The sequence below is a fragment of the Desulforegula conservatrix Mb1Pa genome, assembly GCF_000426225.1.
GTDB lineage: Bacteria > Desulfobacterota > Desulfobacteria > Desulfobacterales > Desulforegulaceae > Desulforegula > Desulforegula conservatrix.
Genome location: NZ_AUEY01000084.1, coordinates 1 through 17040, shown reverse-complemented (window position 1 = coordinate 17040; position 17040 = coordinate 1). Strand labels below are relative to the sequence as shown.

Sequence of the window (17040 nt, the reverse complement as noted above, 5' to 3'; positions counted from 1 at the left end):
ATAAGCACTGCAAGGAATTATGGTGGCCGGAAAAAAAATTTTACTGGTCAGAATTTTTGGGCAAGAGGCTATTATGTCTCGACAGTTGGCAAAGATGAGCTGGCGGTTCGAGAGTATATTAGAAAACAAGAATATGAGGACCGCAGAATTGAACAGTTAAGACTGTTTGATTAATCACCTTTAGGTGATCCCCATTTTTTACCGCTTTGAGCGGTTCAGAATTCCATGCCACCGGCTTTGCCGGTGGTCGGTGACTCCAACCACTCCTGGATCCCGGCCTGCGCCGGAATGACTGTAATCGGACTTTTAGCGACCTTGTCATGTTTGAAACACGCGATTTAGGAAGATGCAAGTGAGAAGAAAACTCTCAGGAGGTTTTTATGAACAGATTCATACCAGCCATGTTTTTTTGCATTGTTGTTTTATGGACATCCTTATCAGTTGCAGCTCCAACTTCTGTTGGAGAGATCGCTGCAATCCGTGGCCCGGCAGAGGCAGTGGGAGCGGATCAGATCAGGAGGCCGCTTGCTTTTAAAGGTCAGATTTTCAGTGATGATGTAATTGTCACAGGTCAGAAAGCCAGACTACAGGTCATGTTTCGTGATAATACAATTATAAGCATGGGCGCTGACAGCGAGATCAAGATAGAAGAGTATTCCTTGGCTGAGCGTGGTGGAACCATTAAGACAAATGTCAAGGAAGGTGTCTTTCATATCATGGGAGGTTCCATAGCCAAGGAATCCCCGGAAAATTTTGTTACTGAAACCCCTGTAGCAACAATTGGAATAAGAGGCTCCATGTTCGCCTTTACTTTGAAAAATAAGCAGTTGAGCATTGTTTTTCTTGGGGGGAAGGGGATAGATATATTTAATTCAGCAGGGAATGTTGCGATCACAAATCCTGGCTTTGGTACAATAGTTACTGATTTCAAGTCAATACCTGAAACTCCAAGGAATTTTGCTGATGACGAACTTCAAAATATCCTTCAGATGAGTAAGCCCGGAGAAAATGCTGATGTAAAATCTGATGAAACTAAGCCCGGAGGAAGCTCCCAAAGTGTAAAGCCGAAAGACGGAATGTCTCAGGCAGGCATAAAGCCTGCCGACTCAAAACCTTCAGGGCCACAGGAGCAAAAACCAATGCTTCCGCCTCTACAGTTACCCAGGCCGCCTGTTTTGCAACAATTAGGCCCAAAGCCGTCAACGCCTGGTGTCCTTGGTGTTATGAATACAGATCCTCTTCCGTTTAACACAGTCCACAATATTGTAAACACGAACACTGAAAACATATTAAACACAGCAGTACAGACAGAGCAGAGAATCATGGCCAAGGGCAGGCAGCAGAATTTTACTGATATAGCAGGCAGTACTGATCCATCAACCCTTTATTCTGATATAGGAATAGTGGAGGCATATCTATATAAGGATCATGCATCAGGTTTTGTTCAGAACAATAAGGGAGAAAAAACCGGTTTTGAACTTCCTCTCCCTCCAAGGGATGTTTCAGCGCCATATACCGGATTTCAGAAACTTGAAAATGTTCCGGGCAAAAGGGTAATCGATGGACTTGAAGAGACTCCTGATAATATGAGTATGGGGTATTCATCAACAGGAACCTTTCTGATTTTTGGTATGGATGATTTCAGCTATTTCAGGGATCCGGACAGATTTTTTTATTCTGAAATAGCATTTGCCGGAGTCAAGGCTTTGCAGGAAAGAAGGCCTATAAACGGTATTTCAGTATTTAAGGGGCCTGCCATAGGTTACGCAGAATTTGGTGCCATGGGGAATCAGGAAAGCAATGCCGGCAACGGAGACATGAAATTAATGGCCAACTGGCATAACAATAAAATTTTTGGTTTTGCAAACAATATGGGAGAGCCTGATAAGGTTGTTGCCGGAGAAGACATTCAAACGGAAAAAGGCTCGCCTGTAATTGTTTTAGGAGATATCAATCCAGATATTCCTGTTATCGAAAATGCCCTGGCTTTCGGATACTATCGACCGGAGATTACAATACCGATTGAAACTCAGTCAGATGGCTCGGCTTCGGTGGGAAATTCCTATGATTTAAGTCTTTCAGGATATTCTCCAATTGTCTGGGTGCAGGGAGAGCTTAAGGGGGAGTTTTATGGTTCCCAGTTTGACGGTGTAGGTTTCTTATCAGGAGGAAAGCTTGTCATGCTTCAGGGAGATCAGCTAAATCCGTCTGGTGGTTATTCGATCACATCGGCCGGATTCAGAAACCCTGAAACAGCTCCTTCAAAAACAGGAACAACAAGGCTTCAGGGATTTGCTTTTGGAATATCAGAAAATATGGACAGACCTGACAGAGACTCAAGATATTTCATGAACAGCTTGCCTGAGGATTTTACAATTGCTGTAAACAGGGACGAAGGTACGCTGGACGGTGTTTTAAGAGCAAATGACATTAAGGGTTCAGGCGCAGCTCTGTCTGATGTCCGCATCGGCGGAAGCAATATGTCAGCATATATTAATGACGAGAATTTCGCGGCAATGATTGACGGTCCTAATTCCGTTAAATCTCCTGATGGGACGGTTTTAGGCCTCAAACCCAACGGTAATTATCTCGTAACTGATCTGGCTGAAAGAAAGCTGGCTGATTATACTTCCTGGGGTTATTGGGAACTCAGTTATGATGAAACTACCGGAGATGTCAAAACACCATATCATCTGCATCAGCCTGGATCCATGTGGGTGGCCGGAGAAATGACTCCTGAATCGAAGATGAACGATTTAAGGCAGACTGGTTTCAAGGGGCTGTATGAAGGTAAGGCAATGGGCGTATGGACAGCTGCTCCAGGGACAATAACAGATGTTCATCAGATTGGTAATCTCGAGGGCACATCCAGGATGCAGGTGGATTTCAGTCCTTCGGCCGTTTCCCAGCTTGCAGGCGACATAAATTTTGCTGACAAGGGCATCTTGCTTAAATTTCAATCTGAAAGGATTGCAGGGACAGCATTTCACGCAAATATTACCAATAGTCAGGGTGGGAATGTTAATGGGGCATTTTACGGGCCTAATGCTGACAGCGTAGCTGGTTCATTCGGTGCCAAACTTCAGGATGGAAACATAATGGGGGTATTTGGAGCTGGTATCAAACGGGCGCCATAATATATACTCATCAATGTCACAGCTTGAACATTTGAAATGAGTCAGGCCGTTTGAATGGCAAGCCTGTTGTTGCATCATTACTGGAAAACCCTTTTGAAAAAGGGTTTTCCAGACCTTTCCCGAAACTTTTATGGTTTTTTATGACGAGTTGCTAACATATTTTTTTTAAGCAAAAGAATCCATAACCGAAAAGTTTTTGCCAAGCTTTTTTCAAAAAGCGGTCTTTGACCTTCCATTTAACAGAAGAGTTCAAATTATGACGATGTGAAGTATATTCAGGCACTATATAAATGAAGACATTAAAACGACTTCTAAAACCAACACCCTTCCTTGTTGGCCTGGTGCTTTCTTTGCTGGCGTCATCATACTATTATTATATGGGCGGAACGAAATACTGGTTTCTTGCTGCCCTGGACAAGCAGATCTATGACGCTATGTTCAGGGTTCGTGGAGATGAGGCCCCATCAGGTGAAGTCGTCATAGTTGATATTGATGAAAAGAGTCTGAAAAAAATTGGCCAATGGCCTTGGCCAAGGGATCTTATGGCAGTGCTTGTTGAAAAGATTACCGAAGCAGGCGCGTATTCCATGGGGTTTGATATGGTTTTTCCAGAACATGACAGATTGGCCCCGGCTTTTTATTATCATACGCTGCAAGAGCGGATGCCAGGGGTTTTCAAAAATACTAAACCAGAAATCCTGTCTGATCCAAGACTGAATTTTGATGCAAGATTTGGAGACTCCCTATCCAAAGCGCCATCATGCCTTGGTTATGTTTTTACCTTTAGTGGCGGTCAGCCTGCCGGAGAAGCGCCTTTCCCTTCTGCTTCTATCAGAATATTACCGAGAGGCATTGGCTTTGAAGATATTAATCTTATCAAGGCAAGCGGAGTGATTTTGAATAATTCTGATGTGTCCCAGGCCGGGACCGAAGGGTTCATCAATGTTGTTCCCGATCTTGGCGGCGTGATTCATCGAGTTCCGCTCTTCATTACTTATAATAATGTTCCCTACCCATCCATTGCGCTTGAAACAGTAAGAACAGGCCTCAACCTGCCAGAAATAATAATAAATGCATCCACCCAGAAAACCAGTTACAGAAACGCAGTGCTTGGAATATCCCTTTCTGAGAGGTTCATACCGACAGACAATGAATGCAGGATAGCCATTAACTACAGGGGCAGGCCTAGAGTATTTCCGACTCTTTCAGCTGTTGACATAATAAACGGCGAAGGGCTTTACAGGCTTAAGAATAAATTTGTTTTTGTAGGCACATCTGCCGCAGGTCTTCATGATCTGAGATCAACTCCTTTTTCAGGTTCTGTTCCAGGAGTTGAGATACAGGCAAACGTGGCTGACAATATTCTTAAAGGAGATCCGTTTATTTATGACAGACTTGCGGAAATTGCTCTGACATATCTCACCATAATCATCGGCGGATCTCTGATGGGTTTTCTGCTTTCATATACCGGGCCTTTTACCAGCGCTCTTGTGGGAATAGGCGCTGTAAGTATCTTGGTGGTCGGTGATTTTTATTTATATTTTATGCAGCGTAAACTTGTCGGTATGGTTTATCCTGTGCTTGTAATCTCTATGATGTTTATTACTATAACGCTCTTCAAGTATTTCTTTCAGGACAGGGAAAAAAGATTCATTTTCAGGGCTTTTTCCCAGTATGTCTCGCCCGGGGTTGTAAATCAGCTTATGCTTCATCCTGAAAGCCTCTCCTTGCAGGGCGAGCAAAGGAATATCACTGTTTTTTTCAGTGACATAAGGAATTTTACCGGCATTTCTGAAAATATGACTTCATCCAGGCTGGCAAAGATTCTTAATCTATATCTTACCGCGATGAGCAATATAATTTTGGAACATAACGGCATGGTTGATAAATACATTGGCGACGCCATAATGGCCATATGGAATGCTCCTCACGAGGACAAATTCCACGCTGCCAACGCAATAAAAAGCGCATTAAGAATGCAATCAGCTTTGCATACGCTGGGGGAAGAATGGAAGAAATCAGGTTTTCCCCTTATCACAGCCGGAATGGGAATAAATACTGGCGATCTAAATGTAGGCAATTTTGGTAGCGATCAAAGATTCGAGTATACTGTGATTGGTGATGAAGTGAATCTTGCCTCCAGACTTGAAGGACTGAATAAAAACTACGGTACTGATATTCTAGTTTCAGAAAGCTCAATGATGGCGGCTGGCGATGGTATTTTTTTCAGGTATGTTGATACTGTAAGGGTTAAAGGTAAAGAAAAATCCATTAGAATTTTTGAACCCATTTGTGAAGATACGCCTTCACAAGATGTTGTTGATGAAGTGGCCGCTTTTGAAGCTGCGGTTCATTTTTACAGAAAAATGGATTTTGTTGAGGCCGGAAGGATAATTAATGAGCTGAACGCTGCAAATCCAAGCAGACTTTATATGGTTTATCTTGACAGAATTTCAGGTTTTATATCAGATCCTCCTCCTGAGAATTGGGATGGAGTTCATGTTTTTTCTGAAAAATGAAAAGAAAGTATGAATTCTGTTTTGGCAGTCAGAATAAAAAGAATCTTAAATAATCAGATCTATACTTCACATCGCCATACATGGAACTCTTCTGTTAGATGAAAGGTCAAAGGCCGCTTTTTGAAAAAAGCTTGGCAAAAACTTTTCGGTTATGGATTCTTTTGCTTGAAAAACATATGTTCTCAACTCGTGATGGTTTCGCAAAAATTCAAAAAGGGGCATTGGCGTCATGCCGGCCTACGCCGGAATGACCGTAATAGGGCTTTTTGCGACCTTGTCAACTCGTAATAAAAAAACATAAAAGTTTTGGGACAGGTCTGGAAAACTCTTTTTCAATATTGTTATTCTAATAATAATGCAACAACAGGCTTGCCATTCAAACGAGTTGTGCCTTTGAATCAAAGGTTCAGTTCATGAATATGATCAATCAAGGAATACTTTTTAAAAAATTTAAGCTACGTATAGTAAAGAACGGCATGAAAAAAACGTTTACAGGTTCTTAAGCAAGGCGTTATTCATATCTCTGTCAGGCAGACCATAGTCAAATAATCTGAACACAAGCCTCTGGTTATATACGGTCTGTTGATTGGAGATCATGAGGCCAGCAACGCTGGCAATAAATGGTTCATATTTAGAAAAAGCTACAGAGTTCGGATGTGATGTCCGGCAACGAAAGGGGAAAAACATATGAAAAAAATCATCTTTTTAATCATTTCGCTATCATGCCTCATGTTGGTTAGCTGTGTTGAAGTATTAAAACAAATCCCTGCAAAGCAGATTTCAAGTGCTGCTTCCGCAGCCAGTGGCGGACTTACAAGCGATGAAATTATCATGGGGTTGAAGGAAGCTCTTATCGTTGGAGCAATGAATTCCACCGAACTTACCTCGAAAACTGACGGGTTTAATTTAAACCCTTTAATCCGTATCCCTTTTCCTCCTGAGGCTGCAAAGGTAAAGACTACTGTGGAGCAACTGGGCTTCGCAAACCTGACAAAGGACTTTGAACAATCCCTGAACCGTGCAGCAGAGGAAGGTTCTAAAAAAGCCCTGCCTATTTTTAAGAATGCCATTGTCAATATGAGTATTAGTGATGGTATGAGCATACTTCGCGGGCCCAATAACGCAGCCACAGAGTATCTGAAATCCAAGACCCAGAGCGCTCTGGTTACAGAATTTACTCCTGTTGTAAAAAATGCCATACAGACCGTCGATGTGACCAAATACTGGGACCCGATTGCATCAGTTTACAACAAGACTACTTTGCTGACGGGGCAATCGCAGGTAAATCCGAATCTTGATCAGTACATCACCCAGAAATCTCTGGATGGTCTTTTCTATCTCATTGCACAGGAAGAAATGAAGATAAGGGAAAATCCTGCAGCAAGGGCATCTGACATTCTGAAAAAAGTATTCGGGTCGAACTGACACCTTTCGGATTCATGAATTGATGAACTCGCAAAATGACACTAAACAACCACCGGCTTTGCTATGTGGTTGTTTATTTTTTTGTGGTTTTTTGTAAAAGCTACTTAAATCCCCCGCCCCTCACATCCATGGGAATCAATGCACTCTTGATTTAAAATTGACAAGGTCGCAAAAATTCTGATTACCGTCATTCCGGCGCAGGCAGGAATCCAGAAGTGGCTCAAGTCACTGGATGCCGGATCAAGTCCGGCATGACGCCGACGCATTTTTTTAGTTTTTGCGAGTCCATCAAAATTGGAATAAGGGAAACACGGCCTTTTATTTCCCAGCGCATGTGATTTTTTTTGAAAAAAGTCTGTAGTATTTGTTCGAATACGAATATTTTATAGACTGTTTTTAATTGTTTTTTTATTGGTCTTAATTACTATAAAAATGGCTTCTCACCTGTAATAAACAACTATATTTAAATCACAGCGGAAGATATATGGGGTAATCCAGATGATTAACTTCCTGATAAAATGAAAAAAATATAGGCTTGATGGCCGGTATTGATAAGGATATTTTTCTTGACACAATGCGATCCGATGGAATATTAATTAATCCATGAACGTTGTTCATGTATTTAATCCATGGTTTTTTAAATATTGTATGATAAGGTTCTATTTTCTTTTATTAACATTTTTAAGACTAAATGAACCAAGGCTTGATGTCGGGTTTGGCACATCTTCTATAGTTAGTTTTTTTCTATTCCAATTTTCAAAGAGACTGACCCCTCCTTAATGATTGAAACTATATTTATTGGAATGGGATTTTTTTTGAGGGTAAGCTTGCCGAAATTTTTTGATTATTCCTGATCAGAGGAAACATTCAAATGCCCGGTAAAGGGAGGCATCTCCCTTTAATATAAAAAGCACAACAAATTATCCAAGGGGGAAAAATGAAATCATTAAGGCTATTTATGTTTTTTGTTTTTATGGCATTGCCAGTTAGTGTTTTTGCATCTGGTTCAGGAAACAGCTGTTCCACCCAGTTTCCAGTTGTTCTTGCTCATGGTATGGGCGCTTCCGCAGAAATTTTGGGTATTGTTGATTACTGGTGGGGTATTGAGGACGCTCTGGAAGATGAAGGCGCCGATGTCTATATCACATCAGTTAACGGAATGGATGGAACCGCAGCCAAGGCTGAGTCTTTTAAGGAACAGTTCCTTCAGATTCTTGCTGTTTCAGGCAAATCCAAAGCAAATATCATAGGCCATTCCCACGGCACTCTTTATACAAGGTACGCAATCTCAAATCTTGGGATTGGTTCAAAAGTGGCAAGCTACACTGGCATCGCAGGGCCTCATCGTGGCAGTGCGATTGCTGATATGGTGATGTATGGGATACCTGAATCACTTAAGCCGGCAGTGGCTGGATCACTTGATTTTATCTACGCTTTCGTATTCGGAGACACCAACCCTGACACGTTACAGAATGGTTGGGACCTGACCACTGATTATATGAAAAATGTATTCAACCCTGGAACTCCTGACGTTGCGGGAGTTTACTATCAGAGTTGGGCTGCAAAAGCCAAGACCTCTTGTCCAAGTGTCATTCTTGAGCCCACATGGCTGATAATGCTTTCTAAGGAAGGCGCAAATGACGGCCTTGTCAGTGTTGAAAGTGCAAAATGGGGCAATTTCAGAGGCGTTCAGGACGCAGCCTGGTATAGCCCTGGTTGCGACCATCTTAATATCGTTGGTCAGCTATTTGGAGTTACTCCTGGTTTCAGTGCTCCTGAATTTTACGTGGGTGTGGTCAGTGATCTTAAGAACAGAGGATACTGATTTTTTCATGGCTTTTAGTGGGGAGTGGGGTCAACCCATTCTCCACGCTTTATTTTCATAAAAATTTTCTGATATTCTATAATGTGGTGCTGTTTATGACTTTTCAAAAGAAAAAGGTGTTAGCCATCCTTGGGATTCTTATAATCATTATTGCAGGAGCCGGGGTATTATTAAAAAAAAGAAATGCGGGAAAATACATCTTTGACAAGGATGACGGCATAAGCATGAGTGATTTGAACAGCCTGCGACAAAAAATTGATTTTGAGGGTGTTGATCCATCGCAAATGGGGATAACAGGAAAAGTGAACCAGCCGGAGCATGGGAAGTCTGAAAAGGAATCTTCTGATTGGTCAGATGGCAGGGGGCCCATGGTTCTAAAATATTTCAGGTTTCTTCAATCGAAATATAATTCAGCAACAAACCTTGCCGGTCATTGCAGTGAGGTATGGAAATATCTTATATCCGTTATGCCCCAAAATGAGGCCGAGAGAATTTATGCAATATACAAAAAATATCTGGATTGTGAAATAGAGCTTGCAAAAAAGATTTCAGAATTTGGCCAGCCTAAAACCCTTGATGAGATCCTTGACAGGCTTTCTAAGGTTCAGGATTTCAGGCGCAATATGCTTGGAGAAGAGATGGCTGACGGGCTGTATGGAGCAGAAATAAAAGCAAGAGAGTATTCTCTGAGGCGAGGTTCAATAGTAAGCAATAATGAACTTTATGGTGTTGAGAAGGAAAATTCACTCAAAGAACTTACATCGGATATGTGGGAAGAAAATGCTGAACAGGTTCAGTCCATCCAGACACCATACAATAAATATAGGGAAAAGCTCGAAATATATAGTAAGGATCTCAATGAAATGGGCTCCGAAGAAGAACGGGAAGAAAAGATTGCTGAGTTTAGACAACAGTTTTTTTCGTCAGATACTTTGGCAAGACTCGAAGATATTGACAGACAGATAAAATCAGAAAAAGAATCTGAAAGTCAGTACAGAGAGAAAGAAGCAGAAATTATGGCATCTGCAAATCTTAGTGAAAAAGACAAAAAAGAAGCCATCGAAAGCCTTCAGACAAGATATTTCAGAGAGGAAAGTGAAGCGTTTAAAAGACGTGAAGAAATAAGACATGGCGGAGAGGAAATTAGGGCAAAATATTCCAGGTAGCTCCCTTTAAAGACGATTAGTCCCGATTTTAAAGGCTTTGCTGTTCCCCTTTAAGTGAAGGGTATATATAAATAATTACTTGATATTCATAACTAAAAATAATCCTGCATGGTTGACGACGCCGCAAAAAGTCTGTTTTCCGCCATTCAGGCGCAGGCCGAAATCAAGAGGTGTCTGAAAATAAACAGATGCCGCATCAAGTCCGGCATGACGAAGATGCCTTTATTTGACTTTTGCGAGTCCATCAAAATTGAAATATCAGTCGCCGGTGGGAGAAATCCTGAACTCCCTGACAATTTCCATGGTTCTGAGAGTTTCAGATAGCCGTGCGGTATTTTCAATGTCGGTGGTCTCCAGGACAGTTTTGTATTCAATGAATTGTCCGTTATTCGTAATTCTATAGCTCATGTTTGACACGGAAAAACCATGATTTGCGAGCAGCTTTCTGAGAGCCTCTTCAGGAATGGGGTTGTTTCTGTTAAAGCGGATATGATGATGAATGTACTTCTCAGTAGGCATTTTTCTTTCTATCCAGCGAAATGCCGCAAGAACTCCGATGGTAAGTGCGGTAACAACCACTGCCGGAAAATAAAAACCTACTCCGAGCAGAATCCCAATTGCTGCCGTGATCCATATTGAGGCTGCCGTTGTGAGGCCCCTCACAGAATATGATTCCTTATATATTACTCCGGCTCCAAGAAAACCAATGCCTGTCATTATACCCTGGGCCATCCTCGTAGGATCGGTCTTAACAGTATCCAGTGGAACCCCTGGAAGCCATTTCCATTGGTATAGTGTGACCAGCATAAGAAGGCTTGATGAAAGACATACAAGGGTATGGGTTCTGAAGCCGGCCGGCCTTCCCCTGAAACTTCTTTCAAATCCAATTATCCCACCTGCAATAAGCGCAGCTGTAAGGTGGGATATGATTTTGATGTATTCTTGATCTGCAAAATTATTCAGTAAATCAATGCTGAATGACATTTATTGCTCCCTGTCAGGCACATCTGCGTTCTTAAGCACTTTTTCATTTATGTCTTTGAACATTTTTTTCTTATAATAATTAACCCTCGCAGGAATGGTCATTATCATATCAAGCTGCCTTGTGTGGATATTCAGATATCCCAGTATTCTAAGCTTGTCCTTCATAACCTCCTGGTCATATCCTTCTATTCTTGCCGACATGGAGTCTTCCCTTGATTCAATCCTGAATCCGTATTCTTCAAGTATCTCTCCTATGAATTTAACCCTTAGAACCCTTCTTTCAAAATCAGCCGCACCACCTTTAAATCTGAAGCTTATATAATTTTCAATTCTTCTCTCACCAACAAGCGCCTCAAGCGTTGAAAAGTGGAATCCAAGCCTTGTGCTAAGGCTGCAGAAATTTTTTGAGATCATGAAATAATTACGTTCGCTGTATTTTGATTTTGTGCCAACATTAAGGGCCGTATTTGTTGTTGCCTGAAACATGATTGAAGCCAGCCCTTTCCCGTCAATGGGAGGAGGCCCATCCCACACCACAGCAATAATTCCTTCCCACAAAGCAAGCATTGGCACAGAGGCGATGTTTTCTATCTTTACATATTTGTTTCTGACTTCCTCCTTGAATCCATCATCGAGATTCAATATCCACCACTGCATGGGTACTTTGTAATGAAGCTGTTTTGAAGATCTTTCCGGGAATTTGCGTTTCCTTCCGAAATCAAACATTTCTATTACTGATTTTTCATGGGCAAAGCGAGTTATATCATGATAGGTAAGGCAGCTATATGGTTTGAATTCCGTTGAATCAGGATCGACAAGATTAAGAGGAATGATGTGTCTGCTGATTTTCTGCAAGGTCTCAAAAACAGGACTTCCATCCATTATATGTCTTGATGTTTTTTTTCTTGCAAGAAGCTCTTCAATTCTTCCGCAGTAAACTGTATGACTTATGGCATCCACTGTTACGGTTTCACCTGATTTGAGCTTTTCTGTAATTCCGGCTATACCAAAAATTGCAGGGATTCTGAATTCCCTTGCTACGCTGGCAAGATGTCCTGCAAAATTGCCCTGTTCAGTTATTACTGCTGATGCCCTGTTAAGAATTGAAGCCCAGCGCGGAAGTGCCTGCTGGGTGACGAGCACTGCTCCTTCAGGAAATTCGAGAACATCAAGGCCCTTGCTCACAATATGGACAACTCCGCATGCGGTGCCAGGACTTGCTGTAATTCCTCCCTGTTCAATTATCTTTTCCCCAAGTTCAGGAGATAGCTCGCATGATTCAGGGATTTCATTTTCAATCTGTATTACAGGCCGGCACTGAAGGAAATACACTTTACCATTTGTGTCGATTGCCCATTCAATATCCTGGGGTACTCCATAGTATTCTTCTATTTTGATTGCCTTGTCTGCAAGCATCAGGGCCGTTTCATCAGAAATTGACTGGCTGTTTCTTTCAGTTTCACTAGTATCTATCTTGCTTATGCCTTCCTCGTTCAGGCAGATATACTTGGTTTCTTTTGTTTTTATATCCCTGCCTGTAATTTTTAAAGATTCACCCCTTGAGATTTTAATTGTGTCACAGTTTCCCCCACCGTCTACTATGACCTTGGGCAGCCCCCATGATGAGTTTATGAAGATGGTGTCATCCATGTGATTCAAAGGGTTTCTGGAATATATTACTCCGCCTGCCGCAGCATCAATCATCTCAATGCAGCCAACGCACATGGCAATGTCTTCGTCTCGGAACCCACGGTTTAACCTGTAAGACATGGCCTGGAGGCTGTATTTACTGGCAACAACTTCTTTGTAGGAATGGAAAAAATGATCCGGGCTGACATTCAGTTCGGATCTGTACTGCCCAGCAAAGGAACTTTTTATTCCGTCTTCTCCGAGCGCACTGCTCCTCATCGCTACTTTAAGATTATTGCCTTTCTCCCTTTCCATAATCTTCCAGAGATTCATCATGTCATGCTTCAGGTCGTCCGGTATTTCTCCTCGTATGATCATAAGCTGTATGTCTGAGCTCAACTTGTAGAGATCTTCCATATTAAAAAGATCTGCGGCAATGAATCTTCTGTTTATTTCTGCCTGGATATCGTTGTGAGAAAGAAAACGGTAATACGCGCTTGATGTCACTGCAAATCCAGCTGGAACTTCAAGTCCTATCCTGTTTTTAAGTTCCCCAAGATTTGCCATTTTGCTGCCTGTGGAATCGGCGGATTCTTTATAAATCTGTTCCAAAGGAAGTACAAAATTGGGGTCTGAAATTGTTTTTTTATGTTCAATAAGCCCTGAAATTTCATTTTGAATGCTTTCAAAACGATCAAAAAGTTCTTCGTACTTATCCGGAGAAAGCTCACACAGGTATTTGATCAGTTTGAAAACATTCACTGAAACGGCTGTTACATTACTTCTGATAAAGGCCATGCCAAAAGGCTCATCACCCTGGAGGGCCTGTTCTATATCTCCCATAATTTCAAGGGCTTTGTTGTTTGCATTTAGAAGGAGTTTGAAATTGTGATAGCGGTCTTTGAAGTCAATTCTTATCTGTTCTGCTTCTTCGTCGTCATGATGGATGAAAGTTTTTTTGAATCCCAGGTATCGTAAAATATTTCCGATCATGTTCACCCCTTAAATATAAAAAAAAAGCCCCCGGACCATATGATCCGGAGGCTGTACACTAAAATTTTGCGTTAGTGAGTTTCAAGTCCGAGACCTTCAAATATGTAGAGTATAGCATATCCATACCAGAGTGTGTAGATCACATAGAATATCAGTGAGAACAGAACCATACCCACTTTGTCCTTGATCTTCACAGGCTCAATTTTGTAATAATTGTACGCGCATTCCACTGTTTTAGAAGGCATTTTTTTCAGGAAATTGAGCATCTTTTTATCATTGCTTTTTACGGCCTCATCAGTGTTTGTCACAATGTCATGGGTCAGGAATTTATCCATGGCCTTAAAAGACTCAGACCATGTGTAGAGGACTTCTCGTTCGTCATAACCATATTTTGTCTTGATTGAAGCTCCGTCATTTTTGTACATTAAGGAAGCGTCATCAATGGCTACATTTGTAATCTGGAGAAAATTCCCTTCAAGTTTCAGTTCAGCCCCTGTCGCAACCGCAGTAAAGCCGTTTTTAACAAATATGGTTTCAGCATTTTTGGCCATGGCTTCATTTTTCAGCTTTATATTGGCTGAAAATGTCTCGTTGCTGAATTCTTTTGCTGCTTCTGTCTTTACTTTTTCATTGTAATTTGCAGAACCCTTGGAGATCTGATTGTAAAGATCATCAAGAAGATTAAGGGAATTCTTTCCATCCTTGACCGGGACAAATATCAGAATGAAAATTATTATGAAGCTGACCAGAAGGCCAATGCCTTTATTTAGAGTTGCAGAGTCTTTTTGTGCCATCTTATGCCTCCTTGCCAGTCAGCTTGCCAAGATTCATCAGGAATGTTCCGATAACCCACACAGCAAAAATTGAGATTACGATAAAAAAGGTTACTACTCCTATTTTATCCAGAAACATTGCGGTTTCAGCGGCAATTTTGATATAGCCGGCTTCGTTGAGTTTGGCAGGAAGAGCAAAGAACCTGTTCACGAAGCCTGCAAGAACAGACATCGCGTAAAAGCCGCGTATTGTTATTCCTGGAACAACTCTTGTGCTGAGTGCTCCAATCTGGATGCCAAAGAGAGAGCCAATAAGCATTCCCATTGCAAGTGTGTAGAAAATGAAACCATAGACAGCATACTGGGAAATGGCGCTGTAACCTGCTGTGAATATGATCTGGAATATGTCTGTGCCAACTGTGGTCAGTGAAGATACTCCAAGAACATATACAAAGATTGGGAAACAAAGGAAACCGCCTCCAACGCCCATGATGGATCCGGCAAGCCCAACAAGGAGTCCGGACAGAACAAGGAAAACCCATGAAATGCTGCGTCCGCCGGGAACTATGTTCTGGTCAAAGTGGATCATTGGTGGGATTTTGATTGCCTGAAGAGTCTTTGGAAGATTTCCAAGATCTGCGCCTTCAGAAGGAGTTGCTCCATGAGCGCTGCCTGCGTCACCTGATTTTCTTGCACCAAGATAGTCAAAGAGAGCGTAAAAGCCAAGCAGTCCAAGAAGCAGAACATAAATTGTTGTGATGAAAGCGTCACTGAGAACAGGGTTGAAATTGTAAAGCCATCTGTTCAGGATACCACCTCCCGTCGCTCCGGCTATGGATCCGATCAGGAAGGTTATTGCCAGTGAAACTGAGATGTTCCCCATTTTTCTGTGCAGAACGCTACCCATTATAGCCTTTGCAAAGATATGGAAAAGGTCGGTACCAACAGCTAGAATTCCTTTAATACCTGCGCTCATCATGGCAGGAGCAATTATGAATCCTCCTCCTGCACCTATACAGCCTGTGATCAGGCCAGCGCATAGGCCAATCAGAATTGAAGCAAAGAAAATTCCGACCGTGAAGAATGATGGAGCATAAGCCTTTTTACCGCCAAGAATATCGGGCAGCTGGTCAGCAAATGCTACTCCGCCAATTATGATCGGAATGAGAAAAAGACCTATGATGAGAAGTCTTTTTTTGTCCCTCATGATGGTATTCGACACATCGATTTCCCACTTGGCGTGTGCCTTCGCACCCATCATCAGGAAAGCACCAAGGTCTTTGAAAAGCCCAATCCCTCGTTTCATTTTTCCTCCAATTTTTTGTTAAAGTTTTGAAGTAATCCCCATTACTTATATCTATTGGCTTTGTAGCCATTATTCTTAATCAGGCTTTTGTCTTTTTACCCCTGAGATTCTTTTTCTTATAAGCATCCTGGATTTTCAGAAGAAGATCATCCATGTCGGCAGGCTTCATCATATAATCAAAGGCACCATTTTCCATGCCTTCCTTGGCGACCTCAAGATTGGCATGTCCCGTTAGCATTATCACTTCCAGCTCAGGCGCTATTTTCTTGATTTCCTTTAATGTCTGTATTCCATCCATTCCAGGCATGCGTACATCAAGAACCACAACATCTATTGGCTGATCAGTCGGCATATTTTTGATAAAATCAACGGCAGCCTCTCCGCTCTTAACTCCTGTGACATTGATTTTTCTTTTGGACATTCTCTTGATTAAAGTATCAAGAAAATCGGTTTCGTCATCTACAAAAAGAACATTATACGATTCAGGCATATTTTTATCTCCTAAATCTTCTTATAGTTTTTTATAAGAAGCTTATAATTGCAAAGCAATTATTGTGCCCATGTGCAGGGGGCAGTATTTAGATGCTTTTTAAACAAAAAGAAACATATTGAAACATAAAAACTTTATATTGTTTTCCGAGCTTATCCTAAAAAATAGAAAATACTTTTAACTTTAAAAAAACAAGAAAGTCAAAAGAAAACAAAACAAAAAAATGATTTTCAATTCAATGTTTACAAAGCATTTTGCCTTATTTTAGCCCATTTTAATGAAATTTGACAAACTGTAAAAAAAATTTACATATTGCATTGGTTTTATATATGTCGCACTGTTTGATTTTGTTTCATCTTGTTAAAATAATTGTTCGTTTATAAAAATTTATGTTTTCGAGCTGTTAATTATTTTTTCAATATTAAGAAATGAACTTCGCCCTATAGCGTTTACATCTTTGGGGAATTTACATGGTAGCAAAAAGTCAGATTCCCGTCATTCCTGCGAAGGCCGGAATTCAGAATTAATTAATCATAAGTAAACCCCCGGCTCTGCCGGTGGACTCACAGAGTTTGACAGATCCTGGAATAAGAAGAAGTCTCCAATAACTGAACCGCCTAAAGTTCAAGTTAAAGGAGACTTCAATGAGCGAGAGACAAAGCCTAAGCCATAGTACCTGGGAATGCAAGTATCATGTAGTATGGATTCCAAAGTATAGAAAAAAGACTATTTATGTAGAATTGAGGAAATATTTGGGAGATGTATTTCGAGATTTGGCCAGACAAAAAGAAAG

The 17040-nt window shown here is 41.3% G+C and carries 12 protein-coding genes; 7 read left to right on the top strand and 5 right to left on the bottom strand.

Features of this window, described 5'->3' with window-relative positions; genetic code table 11:
• The 6 genes from K245_RS27410 to K245_RS0118240 all read left to right on the top strand — a co-directional run.
• A partial coding sequence (locus K245_RS27410) for a transposase (RefSeq protein WP_198013928.1) occupies positions 1-174 on the top strand: 174 nt, incomplete at its 5' end.
• 206 nt (positions 175-380) lie between these two features.
• Positions 381-3137 (top strand): FecR domain-containing protein, encoded by a 2757-nt coding sequence (locus K245_RS0118270; protein ID WP_027360369.1) that lies wholly within the window; start codon positions 381-383, stop codon positions 3135-3137.
• A 290-nt stretch (positions 3138-3427) separates the two neighbouring features.
• Positions 3428-5656, top strand: coding sequence for a CHASE2 domain-containing protein (locus K245_RS0118265; RefSeq protein ID WP_027360368.1), 2229 nt, complete (start codon positions 3428-3430; stop codon positions 5654-5656).
• A 687-nt stretch (positions 5657-6343) separates the two neighbouring features.
• Entirely contained in the window at positions 6344-7081 is a 738-nt protein-coding gene (locus tag K245_RS0118255) for a DUF4197 domain-containing protein (protein WP_027360367.1), read from the top strand.
• A 937-nt stretch (positions 7082-8018) separates the two neighbouring features.
• On the top strand, positions 8019-8906 hold the full coding sequence (locus K245_RS0118245) for a lipase family alpha/beta hydrolase (RefSeq protein ID WP_027360366.1): 888 nt from the start codon (positions 8019-8021) through the stop codon (positions 8904-8906).
• Positions 8907-9001: 95 nt separating this feature from the next.
• Positions 9002-10072, top strand: coding sequence for a lipase secretion chaperone (locus K245_RS0118240; RefSeq protein WP_027360365.1), 1071 nt, complete (start codon positions 9002-9004; stop codon positions 10070-10072).
• 258 nt (positions 10073-10330) lie between these two features.
• On the opposite strand, the gene K245_RS0118235 is transcribed toward K245_RS0118240, so the two are convergent.
• From K245_RS0118235 to K245_RS0118215, 5 genes are all read right to left on the bottom strand, one after another.
• On the bottom strand, positions 10331-11056 hold the full coding sequence (locus tag K245_RS0118235) for an MgtC/SapB family protein (protein ID WP_051284371.1): 726 nt from the start codon (positions 11054-11056) through the stop codon (positions 10331-10333).
• Entirely contained in the window at positions 11057-13678 is a 2622-nt protein-coding gene (locus K245_RS25300) for a PEP/pyruvate-binding domain-containing protein (RefSeq protein WP_156906841.1), read from the bottom strand. It lies immediately after the preceding gene.
• A 71-nt stretch (positions 13679-13749) separates the two neighbouring features.
• Entirely contained in the window at positions 13750-14472 is a 723-nt protein-coding gene (locus tag K245_RS0118225) for a hypothetical protein (protein ID WP_035277558.1), read from the bottom strand.
• Between the two features lies 1 nt (position 14473).
• Positions 14474-15757, bottom strand: a complete 1284-nt coding sequence (locus K245_RS0118220; protein ID WP_035277556.1) for a sulfite exporter TauE/SafE family protein — start codon at positions 15755-15757, stop codon at positions 14474-14476.
• A gap of 79 nt (positions 15758-15836) precedes the next feature.
• Positions 15837-16247 (bottom strand): response regulator, encoded by a 411-nt coding sequence (locus tag K245_RS0118215; protein WP_027360361.1) that lies wholly within the window; start codon positions 16245-16247, stop codon positions 15837-15839.
• Positions 16248-16891: 644 nt separating this feature from the next.
• Between K245_RS0118215 and K245_RS25295 the strand changes: the two genes are divergently transcribed.
• The coding region (locus K245_RS25295) for a transposase (protein ID WP_035277554.1) at positions 16892-17040 on the top strand (149 nt) is incomplete at its 3' end.